Annotated in this window: 17 protein-coding genes; all 17 read right to left on the reverse strand. The window is 67.8% G+C overall.

Features of this window, described 5'->3' with window-relative positions; all coding sequences use genetic code 11:
• Positions 1-5 precede the first annotated feature (5 nt).
• The 17 genes from LLH23_00410 to LLH23_00490 all read right to left on the reverse strand — a co-directional run bounded on the left by LLH23_00410 (position 6) and on the right by LLH23_00490 (position 18,910).
• Positions 6-728, reverse strand: coding sequence for a hypothetical protein (locus LLH23_00410; protein ID MCE5236936.1), 723 nt, complete (start codon positions 726-728; stop codon positions 6-8).
• An 11-nt stretch (positions 729-739) separates the two neighbouring features.
• A complete protein-coding gene (locus LLH23_00415) occupies positions 740-1,177 on the reverse strand; it encodes a DUF488 domain-containing protein (protein MCE5236937.1) in 438 nt (145 codons plus the stop codon).
• The gene (locus LLH23_00420; GenBank protein MCE5236938.1) at positions 1,117-1,725 is read right to left on the reverse strand and encodes a DUF488 domain-containing protein; all 609 of its coding nucleotides are present in this window, start codon (positions 1,723-1,725) and stop codon (positions 1,117-1,119) included. The genes LLH23_00415 and LLH23_00420 overlap by 61 nt, the downstream gene beginning before the upstream one ends.
• A complete protein-coding gene (locus LLH23_00425) occupies positions 1,719-3,296 on the reverse strand; it encodes an exo-alpha-sialidase (protein ID MCE5236939.1) in 1,578 nt (525 codons plus the stop codon). Before LLH23_00425 ends, LLH23_00420 begins: the two co-directional genes overlap by 7 nt.
• A 57-nt stretch (positions 3,297-3,353) precedes the next feature.
• Positions 3,354-3,911, reverse strand: coding sequence for a hypothetical protein (locus LLH23_00430; protein ID MCE5236940.1), 558 nt, complete (start codon positions 3,909-3,911; stop codon positions 3,354-3,356).
• On the reverse strand, positions 3,899-4,117 hold the full coding sequence (locus LLH23_00435; GenBank protein MCE5236941.1) for a hypothetical protein: 219 nt from the start codon (positions 4,115-4,117) through the stop codon (positions 3,899-3,901). Before LLH23_00435 ends, LLH23_00430 begins: the two co-directional genes overlap by 13 nt.
• 1 nt (position 4,118) lies before the next feature.
• On the reverse strand, positions 4,119-4,754 hold the full coding sequence (locus LLH23_00440; protein MCE5236942.1) for a ThuA domain-containing protein: 636 nt from the start codon (positions 4,752-4,754) through the stop codon (positions 4,119-4,121).
• 17 nt (positions 4,755-4,771) lie between these two features.
• Positions 4,772-6,070, reverse strand: a complete 1,299-nt coding sequence (locus tag LLH23_00445; protein ID MCE5236943.1) for a hypothetical protein — start codon at positions 6,068-6,070, stop codon at positions 4,772-4,774.
• Positions 6,071-6,154: 84 nt separating this feature from the next.
• The gene (locus tag LLH23_00450) at positions 6,155-8,260 is read right to left on the reverse strand and encodes a fused MFS/spermidine synthase (GenBank protein ID MCE5236944.1); all 2,106 of its coding nucleotides are present in this window, start codon (positions 8,258-8,260) and stop codon (positions 6,155-6,157) included.
• Between the two features lie 14 nt (positions 8,261-8,274).
• Positions 8,275-8,931: a hypothetical protein gene (locus tag LLH23_00455; GenBank protein MCE5236945.1), complete on the reverse strand. Its 657-nt coding sequence runs from the start codon at positions 8,929-8,931 to the stop codon at positions 8,275-8,277.
• Between the two features lie 105 nt (positions 8,932-9,036).
• Positions 9,037-9,885 carry a sugar phosphate isomerase/epimerase gene (locus tag LLH23_00460; protein ID MCE5236946.1) on the reverse strand — a complete coding sequence of 283 codons (849 nt, stop codon included), beginning with the start codon at positions 9,883-9,885 and terminating at the stop codon, positions 9,037-9,039.
• A gap of 235 nt (positions 9,886-10,120) precedes the next feature.
• Positions 10,121-10,288: a Flp family type IVb pilin gene (locus LLH23_00465; protein ID MCE5236947.1), complete on the reverse strand. Its 168-nt coding sequence runs from the start codon at positions 10,286-10,288 to the stop codon at positions 10,121-10,123.
• A 256-nt stretch (positions 10,289-10,544) separates the two neighbouring features.
• Positions 10,545-13,148, reverse strand: coding sequence for a hypothetical protein (locus tag LLH23_00470; GenBank protein ID MCE5236948.1), 2,604 nt, complete (start codon positions 13,146-13,148; stop codon positions 10,545-10,547).
• A gap of 144 nt (positions 13,149-13,292) precedes the next feature.
• Positions 13,293-15,359, reverse strand: a complete 2,067-nt coding sequence (locus LLH23_00475; GenBank protein MCE5236949.1) for a hypothetical protein — start codon at positions 15,357-15,359, stop codon at positions 13,293-13,295.
• Positions 15,360-15,684: 325 nt separating this feature from the next.
• Complete coding sequence (locus LLH23_00480) at positions 15,685-16,575, reverse strand: class I SAM-dependent methyltransferase (GenBank protein ID MCE5236950.1); 891 nt, start codon at positions 16,573-16,575, stop codon at positions 15,685-15,687.
• Positions 16,576-16,579: 4 nt separating this feature from the next.
• A complete protein-coding gene (locus LLH23_00485; protein ID MCE5236951.1) occupies positions 16,580-18,112 on the reverse strand; it encodes a YifB family Mg chelatase-like AAA ATPase in 1,533 nt (510 codons plus the stop codon).
• A 135-nt stretch (positions 18,113-18,247) separates the two neighbouring features.
• Entirely contained in the window at positions 18,248-18,910 is a 663-nt protein-coding gene (locus LLH23_00490; GenBank protein MCE5236952.1) for a DUF1559 domain-containing protein, read from the reverse strand.
• Between the last annotated feature and the right edge of the window lie 47 nt (positions 18,911-18,957).

Here is an 18,957-nt window from a genome sequence, read left to right on the forward strand (position 1 = left end):
CGCTATCACGGCAGGTCGCCAGGCGTCTCCCACAGCGGCGCCTCGCGCGGGAAGAGGTTGTTGACCTGCAGCCAGTTCACGGCGTCCGGGGCGCCCGGAGGGTAGGGGCGCCCCAGGCCGACCGCCACGATGACCTCGCGCGACTTGGCGAGGGCCTCCTGCAGCCGCGTCACCAGCGCCTCGTTGGGAAGGTGCGCGTGCCCGACGTACAGGCGCTTGTCGGTCACCCCCAGGTCGGCCGTGGCTCCTGCCTGCAGCGTCACTCGGATCTGTCGGCTGCCGCCCTCGCGCTCCACGAAGTGGAGCGTCGGGGGCGCGGGCAGCCGCAGGTAGGCCAGCGACGTGGCGCCCTGTCCCGGGTCGGTGCCGAAGCTCATGCCGCCGATGGGCCGCAGTTCCGGGCCAAAGGCCTCGTGCAGCGTGGCGGCGGCGTGGGCCGACAGCAAGGCCCAGAACTCCTCCGGCGCTAGTGCGGCCAACGGCTTGAGGCCATAGCGGTCTATGGTCCAGTCCTCGACATGGGGCGGCGGCGCCTCGGCTTTCTGGGCGCCCGCGAGGTGCACGCGGCGCCCCAGCGCGAACGGCCCGCCGTTGCGGGCCAGCATGTTCACGCCGAGGTTGCCCCGCTCGAAGACCGGGCGGACGTGCCGGCCGTCCGCCGCGCAGATCCCCGCAGTGCAGATGTAGCCCCGCCTCATGCGTGTCAGATGGGTGACGATGATCTCCACGGCAGGCCCCCCTAGAGGTGGATGATGCGGCCCTCGCTCCAGGCGTCGCACAGGTACTCGGCTACGAGACGCCGGTGGCAGTGGTCCGGCTCGGCTTCGGAGCACAGCAGCACCGTCGGCTGCTCGAACTGCGCGCGGTCCAGCCACGTCTCCGGCGCGCGCTCGGCCAGCAGGCGGCGGAACTGCACCGCGTACTCGTCGAAGGTGATCTGCTTGTCCTGGTAGGCCGACAGCAGCTCCGCCGAGGGGGCCAGGCGCGGCTCGGGCACGTAGTCGGCATCGCAGATCTCGCGCAGGAAGTAGCGCAGGTCGTCGCGCTTGCTGAAGCCGGCGAGCTGCGAGGTGTTGTTCAGCCGCACGTCAATGACCCGGCGGATGCCCCGGAGCTTCAGACGCTCGAAGAACTCCTCGGCTGACTTCTTGGTGTGGCCGATCGTGTAGATCTCCATGGCCGCTCCCCATCATCCTCGAACAGGCTCTGCTGGCCGCCGGTGCGCTCGAACTCCGCCGCCGCGGTCAGGTCGGCATCGCTGGTGACGCTGCCGTCGCCGCGCAGGTGCAGGACCGTCACGCCTCGCTCGCACAGCACGCGTGCCAGGAGGAGGTGCCGGTGGCAATCGCCCGGGTCCTCCTCGCTGCATAGCAGCGCCACGCGGCGCTCACGCGCGATCTCCAGCAGACGTGCCAACCCGTCGCGGAAGCGGTCCGACGCCGCGATCAGGTCGTACCGCACGTGCCCGTCGGCGTCGTAGAAGCCCGGCACGTTGGGCATGCCGCCGAGGGCCTCGCCCAGGTAGGCGTACGCCAGCCCCGCCTGGGCCACGGCGGCCTCCAGGGGGGCGCGGTTGAACTGCCCGGCGTACTTGGAGTACGGACTGGAGCGCACATCTGCCACGACCGCGATGTCGTGCGCGGCCAGCAGCTCCAGCAGGCGCTCCACGGTGTGGTTCGAGTGGCCCACAGTGTAGACCGTCAGGGCGTCGGCGGGCGCTACCATCCGAGCCAGTCAATCCCGTCGGCCTTGAGCTTGAGCCGCAGCGCGCGGATGGCGCTGCCCTCCCCCTCTTCGTAGTAGATCGCCAGCACGGTCCCATCCTTGAGTTCCACCGTGGCCGGGTACGCGCCGCCGACATTGTCAATGACGTACGGGCCCTCCCACGTCTTCGCCTCGTCGCGGCTGACGTGCAGCGCCGTCTGCGGGATGCGGTGGGTCATCAGGATCTCGCCAGTGCTCAGCCGCGTGAAGTGCGGCGCGTGAGCCTTGAAGCCGATGTCCTGCACGGGGCTCCACGTCAGCCCCAGGTCCGGGCTCGTGGCGTAATGCATGTTGATCTTGCTGCTGCGGAGCGCGGCATACAGCGTCCCGTCCTTGAGCAGCACGAAGTCCGTCTCGGCGTCCAGCGGCAGCTTCGCTTCCTTGCCGATGGGGATGGGCGCGCACCACGTCTTGCCATGGTCGGTCGAGCGCACGATGCCGCCGTACGACTCGCTGGAGTACACGCCGAGGATGAGCGTGCCGTCAGGCAACTCGCGCACGGGGGCGGAGACGGCCCACATCTCCGGCGTGACCGGCTGGCCCTTCGGCTCCCACGTCGCCCCGCCATCGGTCGAGCGCGTGATCATCGAGACGTAGTGCGTCTTGCCCTCGACGCGCCAGTACTTGAAGAAGCTGCAGACCAGCGTGCCGTCCTTGAGCTGGGCGATGTGCGGGTCGCGGTTGTCCTGGTCGTCGTCGTAGACCACCCGCGGCTGCGTCCACGTGCGGCCCTCGTCGCTGGAGCGGACGGTGCAGACGCGCCCACCCTTCGGCCACTGCTCGTTGGGGAACGACACATGGCCGTACCCACCGTAGAAGACGGCCATGATGTCGCCGTTCTGCAGGCGACAGGCGTCGGGGAAGGCCTGGTAGGTCCCGGCGGCCTCACCGTGGGAGATGATCCTGTAGGGTGGCGTCTCGTTCTTGAGCGGCTCGGCCATGGCGACTTGCTCCCCTTTGATCTTCAGGTTGCGGAAGGTCACTTGCCCCTGACTGGTGCCCAGGCCGATGCGTCCGGCCGGGATGGTGTCATCCTTGGCGCGCACGACCTCGGTGCCGTCGAGCGAGAAGACGATCTCCCCGCCCTTGATCTCGGCCAGGGCGGTGTGCCAGGCGTCATCGGTCAGCGCCGGGCAGCGCGCCCGGGTCAGCTCGATCCAGCTCTTCTGCGGCGTGGAGCGGGTCAGAATCACGTTGTGGAACTTGCTGTCCAGGTGGAGCCAGTAGTAGGTCATGGTACCGGTGGCGCGCAGGATGAGCGCCGCCGCGCGCACACCGTTGCCGACGGGATGGATGCGGAACTCGACGCTCAGGCGGGTGTCCGAGAAGCCCGGCTCGGTCATGATGGCCGCGGACAGGCGCGAGACGTTGGTCTGTTCGATCTCGCCGTCGCGGAACTGCCAGGTGCCGGCGGCGAGGCGGAAGCTGTCGGACAGGGCGGGGGAGAGAACCGGCTGCAGCGTGGTCGGCTCGGCGTGCAGCATCCCGCAACAGATCAGCAGCAACGCGAGGGGGGCGTAGTGGTGGCGCATGGTGGAGTGTTCGGCGCGAGAGGCGGGGGACCTGCCCGCCCGGGGGAGCGTAGACGCTCAGGGCTCTTCGGCTTCGGCCAGGAGCCGCTCCAGATCATCCATCACGCCGAGTCGCAGCGCCCAGAGGCGGAGATAGGGGAGGTCGAGATTGCGGCGCACACGCAGGATCATCGAGACATCGTTGAGCTGCATCTCACTGCGGCTGTCGGCGGCCCAGCGTAGCTTGGAGAGGACGACATCCTCGGGGCTGGCCACCCAGACGGCTACGCCTTGGTAGTCAGCAGCGATCCGCCGATCCAGCGCTTCGCGGTCGTACGGGTCATTGCCCAGGCGCCAGAAGTCCACTTTCTCGCCATAGTCAAAGTGGATGATGTTCCACATCGTCCCCCGCTGCAGGCCATCCTCAACCATCTCGCGGCTGATGTAGTAGCGGTCCTGGAAGGCCTGCAGCAGGCAGTCAACGTGTTGCTGCTCGTAGGAGATAACGACATCAATGTCGTGTGTGGAGCGAAACACCCCCCAGATCGAGGAAGCGTGGGAGCCCACCAGCATCCACCGGACGTCGAGCCCGTCGAGCGTCTGGGCTACCTCTGCCAGCACCTCTAGGTCTTCCACGCAGCGAACCTCCGCCGGGCCTCTGCCTGCTGCTCTTCGAGCGTCCAGTCTGGGTGGTCGAGCTTCACCCCCGCGAGGGCCAACTCCAGGACACGGCGCCGGGCGCGGGAAGCCGCCTCCAGCTTCTGTGCCGGTGTCATCTGGCGCAGGATGTCCTCATAGACCCGCCGAGCTTCGGGGGCCATGAGACGATCCTCGTACTTCATCTCACTCCGCCTTCGCGGCCCACTTCAGCCCGCGCGTCACCATCGTTAGCACCGGCGGCATGGCCAGCACGCTGGCGCTGTGGCCGAGCGAGCAGTAGAAGACCCGGCCCGCGCCGTACATCTTCTTCCACGTCACCGGCATGACCACGTTGTCGTAGTCGGGGAAGATCGTCGTCGCCAGGACCGTGTTGATCGGGTCCACGTGCATGTAGTACTGCTCGGACTCCACGTCGAAGTCCTCGATCCCGGCGGTGACGGGGTCGGGCGTGGGGCCGATGTTCACGCGGTAGGGGCGGATTCCGCCGGGGTGGGCGACCCACTGGCCCCCGCACATGAACTGGTATTCGGTGTGCTCCCGGAAGGCGTCGCCCATGCCGCCATGGATGCCGCCGAAGCCCACGCCGGAGCGCACGGCGTTCAGCAGCGGCGTCGCCTGGTCGGCCTCGATCTTGCCCATGGTCCAGTTGTTGATGATGAGGTCGAGCCCCTTGAGCTTGGCCTCGTCCTTGTAGGCATCGAGGCAGGTGGCGACTTCGACCCCGAAGCCTTCGGCGCCGAGCGCCTCGGCCATGATCTCGGCCGTCTGCCGCGGCTCATGCCCGTCCCATCCACCCCAGACGATCAGTGCGCTTCGCATCCGCGTTGCCTCCCTATTCATTGCTCCCTACCGGCGGGGGTTATCTGCAGGGCCGTCCCAGACGCTGCAATCACGTGTCGTGCGACGTACTGGAGTATCTCGATGTCGTAGAGCAACTCGTCAACAGACGCGGAAAAGGGCAGCAAGTACGTGTCCTCGTCGTCGTCCTCCATCTTTGTGTGCACGATCTTACAGCGGATATCATAGATCCTGAGCGCCAGCTGTTCTCGAAGGTCGACTTGCAGGTTCCGAAGCTGGACCAACTTGTCGCTGATCCCCGTCTTCCGGCCGATGAAGTCGCACCGCGCTTCATCCTCCTCCAGGAAAGCCCTCACGGCTTGCTCATCCAGGCAGGCCAACAGAACGGCCTTCAGGCTGGAGCGCTCACTCTGTCGCGAGTTGATGGCCGGGCCGGCGGCCGAGATCAGGCGCGCGATCTCTGTGTCGCTCTCAACTCTGAATGCGGGATTCCTCAGGATGTTCCTGATACGGTTCGTTGCCTCCGCCGCTGTATGGACAGGGAAGAAGAACTCAATGGCCTGGTAGAACGCGTGGTACTGCAGCAAAGGTAGCCTGCGCGCTGACATGCCATACCAGTACAGAGACAGGGGCTCGTGGTTGTACTCACACCTGGGAAAGACCAGTGACGCAGCCGGATGGGGCACCCGACGGGGCATCCGCGCCCGTTCTCGGCGTCTGACGGGTCCGAGGGCCACGCCTGTCGTCGCATCGAGTTGGAAGAAGACGGAGTCGGCGACCCTGACCATCGTCTCAAGCGCTTGGTCGTGCGTAGCGGCGCCCACGCCTGTGATGGCAATGGACATCCCTGAGCGGCCTGGAAGACGTCGTGGCGCCATGGCGGTGAAGGCTGCCGACGGATTGCCCAGCCTGATCGTTACGTCTGCCAGGGGCCCCTGGCCGGTAAGCTCTATGGCCTGGATATCGTCACCCTCCTGGTCCTGTCCAGTAATCCGTCGCCACAGCCATCTCGCGGGCGCGATAAGGTCGCCAAGATCGCGGATACTACACTCAATGAGCCTGTTCTCCAGGGACCAGATGGCATCGTACCCCGCCAAGTACGAATAGCGCTCGAACCCGATCGCCAGAAGGCGTCTGGCATGGCCAATGTTCGAGAGTGGCAGGTCCACGAGGTCCGGGCCCTGAGGGATGAGGACACACCGTGTGACAGTCCCATCATCCAGCGTCGTCTGTGTGAGTTCATGTCTTCGGTTAAGACACCGCTCGCTGAGTTCGACCTCCAGCGCAGCCCACTCCTCATCGGGGCCTTCTGGTGCGTCGGCTGCCGGCCCAACCATGGCAGGACCCCCCTCTCTCGACTGTCAGGGTGTAGTGTGCTGATATCTGGTGATGGCCCATCTGGCGGCGCATCGCGCCCAGTGTCATCTCAGTATCTGCCACAGATTATAGTAATCATCCGTCCACAGCCGCAAGGGGCGCGTCGCGGGGCGGGGGAGGGACATGCGGACGATCTCGCGGTCGGTCAGCACGCGCGGGCTGGTGGTCAGCAGCATCCAGTCCGACTTGTATATCCCCGGCCCGCCCGGGTCGCTGAAGCGCAGGGCCTGCAGCCCGCAGGCGTCCGCCAGACCGTACACCACGCGCGCCAGGTCCAGGAAGCGGTTCGATACGTGGACCGCCAGCACCCCGTCCGGCTGCCGCAGGTGCTGCAGGTAGATGGCGAAGGCCTCGCGCGTCAGCAGGTGCGCGGGGATGGAGTCGCTGCTGAACGCGTCCAGCGCCAACACGTCGAACTGCTGCGAGCCCGTCTGCCGCAGCTCGCGCTCCAGCGACAGGCGCGCATCCCCCAGCGCCACCTCGATGTGTGCCGGGCTGTCGGCGAGGTAGCTGAAGTACCCGGCGTCGTGCGCCATCTCGTCCACCGCGGGGTTGATCTCGTAGAAGCGCACCGTGTCGCCCACGCGGCCGTAGACCGCCATGTTGCCCGTGCCCAGGCCCACCACGCCGATGCGCATGGCCCCGCCGTGGGGCGACCGGTAGCGCGGGTGGCGCGTGACCGCCAGGCCGACGCCGGAGCGCGGGCTGTAGTAGCTCACCGCGCGGTGGCGCAGCGAGGGGTCCAGGTACTGCAACCCATGGATCGTCGCGCCGTTCACCAGCGAGTGGACCTCCTCCCCGGGGCGGTCCCGGTCGCGGTCCTCCACACGGAACACGCCGTAGAAGCTCCGGTGGGCCAGGATGATGGGTGGACGATCCGGGTGGTGGGCGAGGCAGTAGATGATCGGCAGGCCGACCGACAGTGCGAGCAGGGCCGCGAGAACATAGCTCCTCACGTCATCGGGGACAGGCCGCCAGCGCCATACCGCGACCAGCCCCGCCAGCCAGCAGGCAAGCAGCGCCACGTGCAACTCGTAGAAGCGCACGAAGATCAACGGCGCGAGCAGCCCCACGAACAGGCCGCCCAACGCCCCGCCGATGGAGATCGCCAGGTAGAAGCTGGTCAGATGGCGCGGGTCCGGCCGCCGCGCCACCACCTCCCCATGGCAGAACATGCAGGCGCAGAAGAGCAGCGCGGCATAGGTGGCGATCTGCCAGCGCACGGGCATCTCCAGCGGTTGGGTCATCACGTATGCGACGACCGGCACGGCGATCAGCATCGCCGGCAGGTACGCCGCGCGCACGTACCAGCGGGGGTTGTCGAAGCAGATGATGAAGGAGAGCAGGTAGAGCGTCAGTGGCAGGACCCACAGGAAGGGGATGACCGCCAACTCCTGGCAGATCTGGTTCGTGACCGCCAGGAGGAGCGTCGAGGCCAGGGCCGGGAGGGCGATCCACAGTAGACGGTGGCGCCACGGCACATCGGCCTCTGCAGGGAGCGCTGTGGGAGCGGCGTCGCGGTCGGTGACCTCTCCTGCAGGCGCTGCGGAGGCCGACTGGATGGCGCACAGCAGGTACGCCGCGGCGAACAGCACGAAGGCGCCGGCCCACACCACGGCCTGCGCCCGCATCGCCAGCGCGGGCTCGATGAGCACGGGGTAGGTGAGCAGCGCCAACAGGGAGCCGACGTTGGACAGCATGTAGAGGCGATAGGGCGCGACGCCCGGTCGGGCGCGGCTGAACCACGCCTGCAGCAGCGGGCTGGTGGTGGCCAGCACGAAGTAGGGGAGGCCGACGGTCACGGCCAGCAGCAGGAGCAGGTGGCACACAGGGGCATCGGGGTCGGCGGGCTTCCAGGCGGCAGCGGGGATGAGCGGCCCGCCCCAGTAGCGCCACTGGGCCGCCAGCAGCGCCAGCGAAAGTGCGAGCACCGCGCCCTGCAGCAGCGCCTGCGCCGGGGGACGCAGCCGTGTCGCCAGCCAGTGGGCGTAGGCGTACCCCGCCAGCAGCAGGACCTGAAAGAGCAGCATGCAGGTGGTCCACACCGCCGGCATCCCGCCGAACCACGGCAGGAGGCACCGGGCGATGAGCGGCTGGACCTGGAAGAGCAGGAAGGCCCCCAGGAAGATGGGGAGCGCGTACTGCAGCAAGGCGGCAGCTCCGTTCAGAGCGGCAGGTTCCGCAGCAACTGCTTCTGGCAGCCCTCCAGGTGTGTCTTGGGGCGCACCCGCACAACCATCTCGACTGCCTCGTCCACGGTCGCGGCCACGCCGCGGCGCACCAGCACCGCCGCCGCCACTACCGCCGAGCGGCCGTGGCCCTGGGCGCAGTGGATGTAGAGGCCATCACGGTCGGCCAGCTCAGTCACCAGGGCCTGCAGGGCCGCCACCGGCGGCACGTCGTAGTTCAGCGTCGGCAGGCAGCGGACCGCGCACCGCTGCAGAACGCTCGACGGCTCGGCGAACTCGCAGGTCAGATCCACCACGAGTTGCACGCCGGCGGGCAGCTCGTCCCCGAGCACCCGCCGCCCGATCCAGAGGCCCGGCACGATCTCGTCGTACAGCGTCTCCTTGCTGAAGCGTCGCTTGATCTTCCAGACGGCGTAGGTGAAGCCCAGGTACGGCAGCAGCACCCAGGCCCACCACGCCAGCGAGCCGTCGGCGCGCTTGCCGAACATCCGCGCGCCGAGGCCCGCATAGGCGAGGCCCACCAGGAGACAGGCCACGCCAGTCCAGAGCAGGATGAGCGTCCCGCCCCGGAGCCACAGGGCCAGGGCGAGTTGCACGACAGCGGCGATCAGGTAGACCAGAGCTTGCTTCATGGTGTGTGATGGCCCTGACTGAGCAGTAGGGCAAGCGCCCTCGCCTGCCCCGGCCCGGGCGAGCCGCCCGGGCTACTGGACGAGAGGAATGGCGAACCAGTCACCCTACACTTCGCTGGCGACGCGCTCGAGATACACCCGCGCCTGCGCCGCCAGCGCGTCAGTCAGCTCGGGGAGCATCTCCGTCTTCTTGAACGGCCCCTCGAAGCGCTCGACGACCATGGGGCCATGGAAGTCGAATGGCTTGAGCGCCTCGAGCATCCCCTTGTCGCTGACTTCACCGGCGCCGGGCACCGGGAAGACGGGGTTGGCGCGCGGGCCGATGTGGTCCTTCACACAGATGGCCTTCACCAGCTCGGCGCAGTCCTGGATGTCCAGGGCGGGGTCGAGCCCTTCGTAGAAGTGGACATTGCCGCCGTCGTAGCACGCCTGCACCATGGGCGAGCTGACGCGCTCGATGGTCTGGCGCAGGATGTTGCCATAGGCGGTCAGACCGGTGTGGGGCTTGAGCACGATCATCATGCCGACGGCCTCGGCGTGCCTGGCGACCGGCTCCATGGCCCGGAACCAGTCGTCACACATCCCGCGCCAGACGGCCAGGCCGTACTTCTTGCCCGGCCAGCTCTCGTATTCCCACGGCCCCCAGCCTAGCAGACAGTCCATGCCGAGCAGCTTGCCCTGGTCGAGGCGCTTCTTCCACAGGTCCACGCCTCCCTCGCCCGTGGGCCCGCCGGAGACCTGGAAGGCCATGACGGGGATGAGTCCGGCGTCCTCGACGCGGCGGCCCAGCTCCAGGGTCTGTGCTTCCGACCACGCCGGGTCAAACGCCGGCTGCTTCTCGTGCGTGGTGCCCAGGCACACGTACTTGTAGCCGGCGCGGGCAATCCCCTCCAGCGCGCGGTCAAATGGCAGCTCGGAATAGGGGAGAGTCTGACAGCCGATCTTGATGTCCATGACGTATCCTTTCGCGGTCGGTGACCGCTTGTACGGTCCCACGTCTTGACGGGGGGCGCGTGAGGCAGCGTGTCCACTCCTCGGCGCGCACGCAGGCGCTGGGAGAGACGATGGGGGCAGTTCGGGATGCGTGGGGGATGTTCCTGCCTGGGGGCAACTCGGCCGTTGCCGGCAAATGCAGCGCGCCCTGACGGGCAGAACGTCAGGGCGCGGCAGGGACGGCGGGATCCGCGGATTAGCGTGCCATTCGCTCGGTCACGATGCTCAGCATGGTGGTCTTGCGCTGCCCAAGGGTGGTCCAGGCGACGATGGAAGCTATGGTCAACAGGGCAAGCAGCAACGCATACTCAACTGTGGTCATGCCCTCCTCTTCCCGCCACAACCGCCCGAGGATTGTCTGCATGGCACTCTCCTTGGCACCAGGCCTGCCCTGCTGGTCTATGCGAAGGTAGCATAGCCATCCGAGTTCTGGTAGAGGTTAGGTGTTGCTCACGGGATGTTCAAGCGGCGGGGCGTTGTGAGCGCCGCTGATTGCGGCCTACAGCGGGCGGTCGGCTATCCGGAGGAATCAGGGCGGGGTGTCGGCTGCGCCGACACCCCGCTCTGACGCTATGGCTCCATCTGCGGACGATACCAAGTTGCGCGCCGGCGCTGCGGCGCTACTGGGAGTTGGCGTTGATGATCTCCCCCAGTCTGCCGCCCAGCTTCGCGGCGCTCATGTTCGGGACGACGAGGTACACCGGGTGGCGGTCAAGCGTGAGCCGGTCGCCCGAACTGCCGAGCGGCAGGCCGTTGCCCATCGTGTCGAGGGCCCGGGCACCCCGGGGCAGCGCGCGTGGGTCGAGGGGGTACCCACCATCTGCGCCGGTACGCCACAGCACCACCACCGCGTCCTTGCCGTGCTGCAGATAGCAGGCGGTGACCCCGCAGGGGTACTCCTGCACGCCCGCGCCGACCGACGGGTCCAGCAACCAGGCCGCGATGGCGTACACGACCCCATGGGGGCGCAGGCTGCGGTCGTATTCGTAGATGGACATGGAGTTCATGCGTGGCGCCATGCCCTGCTCGACGTTGGTCCAGTAGTAGAAGTACTTGTCCGCGCCGGAGGCAAGGGCCAGCACGAAGAGCTTGAGCGACTGGATGACGGCCTCCTCGACCGGCGTCCGCCCCGCCCAGCGCGAGTACTCGTTGTCCAGCTTGTTGCAGATGTGGCGATAGAACGTGTCGGCGGTGACGCCCGTCTCGGAGTTCCAGCGGGGCATGGGCTTCCCGTCACGGACCGCCCAGGCGTTCACGTTGCCATAGGGCTTCTTCGTCAGGCAGCCGTAGCCATGGTAGGAGAAGATGTCGGCGCCGGTGAGGCCCCCGGCGGCGAGCACGCGGTCGGTCCACTGCGTCGCCGAAGGAAAGGTGCAGGGGGCCAGCAGTCGGCAGGTCGGGTCGGCCGCCTTCGCAGCCCCCGCCGCTGCCTGGGCCAGGGCTGCGTATTGCTCCGCGGTGCCCCCGTAGAACCCCCCGCCATACGGCTCGTTCCAGATCTCCCAGACGCGGATGTCGGTCCTGTAGTGCGAGACGACGGTGCGGACGTAGTTCTCGAACGCGACGACATCGCGGTACGGTCCGACGCCGGCGCGGAAGGCCGCGCTACCGGGTTCGGCGGTCGTGGCCCAGTCGGGCACGCGCAGGAACTCGCCCAGGATCTCCAGCCCCGCCTTTCGCACCCGCGCCACGTCCTCATCGAAGAAGCGCCACTGCCCCGGCTGGGGCTCGGCGGTGCGCCAGTGCGTGATGCTCGAGCAGTCGTGGATGCGCGTCCACTTGTACCCCAAGCGCCTGGCGATCTGCATCTGCCAGTCCGAGGCCGTGCTGAAATGCCCGCCGATGTTGGACTGCGCGGGCGGCACGGCACGGGGCAGGGGGATCTGGCTGAAGACGAGCGAGCACAGGGGCGCCTTGCCGTCGCCGGCGCACAGGTCGCCCCGGAAGGCTCCCAGCTCCTTGAGTGGCACCGTCACCTCGGTCGTGGTGACGCCGGGTTTGAGCGCCAGTTTGAGGGGGACCGTGCAGGCGAGGCGCTCGCGATAGTCCCGCACTTCGAGGCGGAAGGACTCGGCACGCGCCGGGCCCGCGTTGGCGACCTGCACCGTGAGCTTGACCGTGGGGCGGAACTTGAGGCCGCTGAGCGTATCGGGGGCGAAGACGTTGGCCAGGGCGCCCGTGGACAGCGCCGCCTCCAGCGGGGCCGCGGGCTCGAAGGCCTCGCCCTTCGGTGACAGGGAGACGGCGTCGAACCAGACTTCCCCGTCCTGCTCGGCTGTGCCGACGATCTCCAGCCAGTACGCACCCACATACGAACACAGGACATTGCCGGTCGCGGCATACCGCTGAAGCTGCTCGTCGGGCTTGAGGTCGAGCCGGAGCAGGGGCTCGGCCTGGCCGATCATGTCGGCGGAGTGGAGCACGACCTGCAGGTTCACCGGGCCGCCGGTCGCGCGCGCCGAGCAGGCCAGCGTGAAGGGCAGGTTGTCACCGAAGAAGGGAATACAGGGCGTGGTCAGGCGGAACGATTGCCCCGCCGGGAGCCGGGCGTGCATGGCGCGCTTGCCGTCCGCGGCCCACTGCGCCGCCGGCGCGACCTCACCCGCGCCGGACGGCTCCCATGTCCGCGCCGTGTCCAGTTCGAAGCTTGCGTTGGGGATGACATTGCCGGTGGGCGCCGGGCCGAGCACCGCGGTCGGCTCGACGATCTCCACCAGCGCGTCATCCACCCACACCGTGCCGGTGGTCTGCGGCTCGAACCAGATATACAGCCCGGCCGTGTCGTCGGCGGAGGGCACGAAGCCGGCGAAGTCGAGCAACTGCCACTCGCGGGTGGGCGCGATCTGGCTGGCGAGGTAGTGCCGGTAGGGCTCAGGCCCTTGGCGCAGGCACACGCCGACAGAGGGCACGCTTCCCTCGGCCCGCACCCAGAGCTGCACATGGTAGCGCTTCTTCGCTTCCAGCTTCAGGGGGCAGAGGAACTGACAGGCGCCGTTCGCGCCGCGCACGCCCGCGATCCTCTGGGAGGTCTGGCCGGAATGTGGATTCGTCTCGTCGAGCCCATAGGTGCTCTTCGTGTCGCCCCAGGTGTTGTCACGCCAGCCAGCGGCGAGACCGGCGGCGGGTGGCCCCGCCGCCGGTTCGAAGCCGGGATTGCCGATGGGGTTGTCCGCGAAGAGCGGCGCAGAGATGAGCAGCAGCGCGATAGCGGGCGCGTATCTCACGTTGCCTCACTCCATCCTCGACGGGCTAATGTGGGAGCGGTTGCCGACCGCGACCTTGCCGTGCGGGTCGCGGTCAGCGCCATGGGGTCAGCCCCCCACGGGCCGGCTGGCGCCGTCCGTCCGGGGACAGACCCCAACCCTCGTCTACTCGATATTCAGCGCGATGATGAAGCTGGCGATCTCCTGCTGCTTCGCCGTCTCCTTGCCGCGCAGTTCCTTCGTCTCGGTGCGGAGCCTTTCGAACTCCGTCTCCTGGGCTGTGAGCTTGGCCACATACTGCCGGTACAGCTCGCTGCCCCGGTCCAGCTCCTTCATGTTGTTGCGGATGCGTTCCTGCTCTTGCTCGATCTCCTTGATGCGCGTCTCGCGCTCGGCGCGCTGCGCGGCGAGCGCGGCCAGTTCGTCCTGGAGCTTGATGAGCTTCTGCAGCGCGGCCTTGAGCTTGTCGGTCATGCCCTGCTGCGACACGAACATGCGGGGAGCCCGAGTGTCGTTGAGTAGCGCAATCTCCTGCACGCGCGGCGCTTCCTCGACCACCAGCAGCTTCGCCGTCTGCCCGGGCTCGACGACCACGCGGAAGCGATAGACGGTACGCGTGCGCTCCTCGGCCTGCTTGGGCTCGATGAGGTCCCAGCCGGAGCGGAGCGGATGCTCGATCAGCACGGTGCGCTTCTCGTCGGCGCTGTTCTTGACCGTGTAGGTCATCTCCGTCCGGTTCTTCCAGGTCAGGGTCATGACGCCATGGACGATCTTGCCCGCCAGGAGCCGATCCGGCTGCGGGTCGGACCGCGGCTCCACCTCGACCGCCAGGTCCATGGCGTAGGTGAGCAGGCGCTCGTCGCCGGGCGGCACGTCCTCAATGAGCGCATCGCCGCCGTAGGCGTTGCCGTCAAAGACGGTGATGGGGCCGCCCATCAGGTGGAGCTTCGACGTGTTCTTGAGCCGGATCCCGTTCATCGGCCGGCGCGCATCGGCGGCCGGGTTGTAGACCGACACCTTCTCACCCTCGATCTTCTGGTTGATGATCGGGATCATCGCCGAGCGCTGCCGGGGGATGGTCACAGGCTGGTTGATGGCATACTGGAAGAGGGTGCCGACCTTGCCGCCCTGCGCCATGGCCTCCGGGGCGTTCTGCGCGTAACCAATCGTCACCGCGGCAGTGGTGGGGGCCGGGGACGGCAGGGCCATGCCGCCGGGCATGCCGGGCATGCCAGCGCCGGCCGCGGCGACGGGCTTGGCCGCCCGCGCTCGTGCCCCTCCCATGCCCGCGCCCGTGGCGGTGCTCACGCGATCCGTCATGTCCGCTACCTCGTCCTTGGCCTCCATGGCGCCCTCATAGACGCGCGGGCGCGCCGCCGCCGCGACCTGCACGGGCACGCGCTGGCGGGGCATGTAGAGGGGCTGGTAGAGGTCCTGGGTGAAGCTCACCGGACGCCCGGAGATCAGTGACAGGCCGACGTTGGTCCAGTCGTCGTCGGTGGTGTTCTCCACGAGCGCCCAGCCCTGCAGGAACAGACCGTCCCTGTCGTTGACCAGCCGATAGGTGGTCTTCCACACCGGGGTCTCCAGCAGATAGCCCACACTGACGGTGCGCCGCCCCTGGCCCTTGAAGGACAGCGTGACAGGCCGCCGGTCGGTGTCGCGGGACCGGTCAATGGCCGCCAGGGCCTTCTGCAGGTCGGCATCCAGCTTCGGGTCCAGCAGCTTGATCGCGCTGACCTCGCCCACGGCAAACTGCATGAGGCCCTTGTGGGTCAGCAGGTTGAGGACCTCGACCGTGAAGGTAGCGTCCTCCACACGCTTCTGTCGGGCCTCGCTGCCGACGGCGGTGCCCTCCACAGTCATGCCGCGGACCGTCAGCCGCACCGGTGTGCCCCGCAGGCGGTCCCACAGTTGCCGCAGCGAGGGGTTGTCGGCGATGTTGACGGCGAAGGAGCTGAGGGTCCGTTCCAGTGGCTCCTGGGGAGCGTACGTCACCGGGGCGATGCTGCCGCCGCCCAGGTCCTGCACGACGAGTGACTTGAGGATGTCGTTGATCTGCTCGGTGCGGAACGATAGCTCGACCGAGGTCGAGCCGTCCACCGGGCCGACGCGCTCGAAGTAGCCGACCCCGCTGGTGAACAGCTCGACTCGTGATAGCGGCAGGTCGGTGGCCGTCGCCGCGGCCGCGACCACGGCCAGACCGATCAGGCACACAGCCAGTCGTCGCATAGTGTCTGCGCCTCCTTGGGGGATGAGTAAGCGTCGGATGGTTAGTGTCATTCCAGGGCCGGGTTCTTCTCCGCCGGCCGACGGATTGTCAGTGCGGCGCCGTAGCAGGCTGCCCCTCGGGCGCGCCGCGGCGTCGGCCTCCGCTTCTGCTTCCGCCTCTGCGGCATCAGCCTCGGCTGCGCCAGCCCCCTCTTCGGCCGCCGCGTCCTCCTCATCCAGCTCTAGCCCGAGGACGTCATCGTCGTCCTCACTCTCATCGTCATCGTCACCATCCACTATGGCCGTACACGTCGTCAGCGGACATGGCGTTCACGCTCCTGCGCGGCTAGGTGTTAGTCTCGGTCGCAGCGGGCTTGCGGGTGGTGGCGAAGATGATGTAGCAGCCGGACGGGCTGTCACTTCCTGGCGCGTCGGGCCGGATCTCTCCCGGCCAGAAGAGACCGGTGCGTTGTGTCCAGGGCATGAGGGCAAGCCCGCGCATACACACGAGTTCAAGGCCGGCGTCGGTCAGCAGCTCCCGTAGTTGCGCCGGGGTGTACTCCATCTGGTGCTGCGGGTGGATCCACGCGCGGGGCGACTGCCGGCGGGTGAGGTCGCGGTTCGGTGTGTCCAGGCAGAACCACCCACCGGGCTTGAGTACCCGTAGCACCTCGCGCACCGTCTGCCGGGCCTCCGCCAGCGTCACATGCTCCAGACTCTGCCCCGCCCACACCCCGTCTACGCTCTCGTCCGGGATGGGGGACAGATCAACCATCGAGCGGTACAGGCAGCGCACCTTCGTGTGGCCCCACCCCCGTTCCTCGATCGGCGCATGGTCCGTCGTCGGGGGCAGGTCCACGATGGTGATAGCCGCGGGCGTATGTGGGTAGCCCATGCTCATGAGCACTCCGCCGGGATGCACGGGGCTGGCGCCGCCCAGGTCCACCAGCACCTCGGCCGGCGGCAACTGTGTCACCGCCCGCGAGCGCAGGGCGTGGAGCCGCTCGACGAACAACTGCAGCAACAGGGCCTCGACGACGATGCGCCGCGGTCGCCCCTCCTCCAGCAGGCCCAGCAGACGGTCCTGCATGTCCGGGTCAATCGGCCGCCGCAGGACGCGTTGGTGCGCCGCCTCGACGAAAGCGAGGTCCTCGCGGCGCTTGCGCCCTAGCCGCAAGCTGATCTCGGTCGCCAGACACAGCGACCATGCCTTCCTCACAGCCCGATGCAGCGTCATCGCCTCAACTCCAGAACTTCCGGTCCAGGCTGCGATACTGCACGGCCTCGGCCGCGTGGTGGACCTGGATGTCCGCCTCGCCCTCGAGGTCCGCGATGGTGCGGGAGAGCTTGATGATCCGGTCGAAGGCCCGGGCGGAGAGCCCGAACTGGTCAATGGCCGTGCGCAGCAGTGACTCCACCTCGGCGCTCAGGGGACAGAACTTGCGCAGGGCCTTGGCGTTCATCCCGGCGTTGCTGTGGAAGGGGGCCTCGCGGAAGCGTTCGCGCTGGCGCTCGCGGGCCGCCACGACCCGCTGTTGCACCGCCGCGGAGGTCTCGCCGGTCTGCCGCGACATCACCTCTTCAGGCACCAGGCGCGGGACCTCGATGTGGATGTCTATGCGGTCCTGGAGCGGGCCGCTGATGCGCTTGAGGTAGCGCTGGATCTGCCCGGCGGCACAGGCACACTGGCGCACGGGGTCGGTGCGGTAGCCGCACGGGCAGGGGTTCATCGCGGCGACCAACTGGAAGCTGGCGGGGAAGGAGAGGGTGCTCTGGGCGCGGGCGATGGTCACCTGCCCGTCCTCCAGCGGCTGCCGCAGCACCTCCAGCGCCTGCGCGGAGAACTCGGGCAGCTCATCGAGGAACAGCACGCCGTTGTGGGCGAGGCTGATCTCGCCGGGCCGGGGGATGCTGCCCCCCCCGACGAGGCCGGGGGTGCTGACGGTATGGTGCGGCGCGCGGAAGGGTCGCTGGCGCACGAGTGATGACTTCTCGCCCATCAGGCCGGCCACGCTGTACAGCTTGGTCACTTCCAGGGCTTCGGACAGGTCCATCGGGGGCAGGATGCCGGGCATGCGGCGGGCCAGCATCGTCTTGCCCGAGCCGGGGGGGCCGATCATCAGCACATTGTGTCCGCCCGCCGCCGCGACCTCGAGCGCCCGCTTCACATGCTCCTGGCCCTTTACGTCGCTGAAGTCAATCCCGTACGGGCTCACCGTCAGGTCGAGGTCCTCGTCGGGCACCGTAACCGGCTCGGCCATGAAGCCCTGTTCCATCAGGCACACGCAGTCATAGAGCGTCTCCGCGGCGTAGACCTCGAAGTCCGTGACGACGGCGGCTTCCAGGCCGTTGGCCGAGGGGACGACGGCGTTCTTCTTGCCCCATGTCCTGGCGCCGAGCGCCACCGGCAGGGCGCCGGAGATCGACCGCACTGCGCCGTCCAGCGACAACTCGCCCACGACGACCGACTGGTCGAGGTCGTCAATGGCGATCTGGCCGCTGGCCAGCAGAATGCCCAGCGCGATGGGGAGGTCGAACGCCGGCCCCTCCTTGCGGACATCGGCCGGCGCGAGGTTGATGGTGATCCGTTCGAGAGGGAACTCAAAGCCGGAGTTGCGGATGGCGGCGGCAGTACGGTCGCGGCTCTCGCGGATGGCGGCGTCGGGGAGGCCGACGATGTTGAAGGCCCCCGTCCCCCGGGTGATGTCTACCTCGACCTGTACCTCGTACGCGTCAACGCCGAGAATGGCCGCGGAATGAACACGGGCAAGCATGAGGCGAAGTCCCCCGTCCTGAGATGAGGGACTGTTCGCCCGTCGCGGCCAGCGTTCCTCCTCCGGCCCGACAGCAAGCCGCGAGGCGACCCATGCACGGGGCGCCTCGCGGTGGAGACCTCGACTATCGGTACGCTAGTTGCGGTCCCAGAGGCTGTTCTGGAGCATGTAGTTCTGGCCCTTCATCCACTTGGCGTGACCGTCGCAGAAGCCGATGTTGGCGCCCTCGTTGTGGCGGCAGCCGGCGTAGTTGTGGTCGAAGTACTGGTTGCCGGGGATCCAGGTGGACCCGTAGATCGTGGGGGCATAGGACAGGTAGTTGTCGCAGTCCACGACGGCCACGGTCTCTGACGGCGAGGCGATCTGCCCCAGCGGCGCCACATATGTGATGGAAGCGCCCGAGGGGTTCGCGCCCAGGTAGTAGTAGTTGTAGCCGTAGCCGGTCCACAGCGTCTGGGCGCTGGGACAGCGGAACACCTGCGCGTTCTTGACGTAGGGATAGAGCAGGTCGGGCCACAGGATCAGCGAGCAGCCGTAGGCGCCCCAGTGGTAGGGGTACACCACGCCTTTGATGCTCGCATCGTCGGGCGGGAAGCCGCAGCAGCTCGGGAACATCGTCTCGTCATAGTCCTGGGCATACGACATTCCGGCGAGGATGATCTGCTTCACGTTGGACAGACAACTGCTCTGTCGTGCCTTCTCGCGGGCCTTGGCGAACACGGGAAACAGTATCGCGGCGAGGATCGCGATGATGGCGATCACGACCAACAACTCGATGAGTGTAAAGCCCTTGCGCATATTCTCTCCTCATGGCATTGTGTGACGTACGGAGCACAGGCTCCATC

It is taken from the genome of bacterium (assembly GCA_021372615.1).
In the GTDB taxonomy this organism is placed as follows: Bacteria; Armatimonadota; Zipacnadia; order Zipacnadales; family UBA11051; genus JAJFUB01.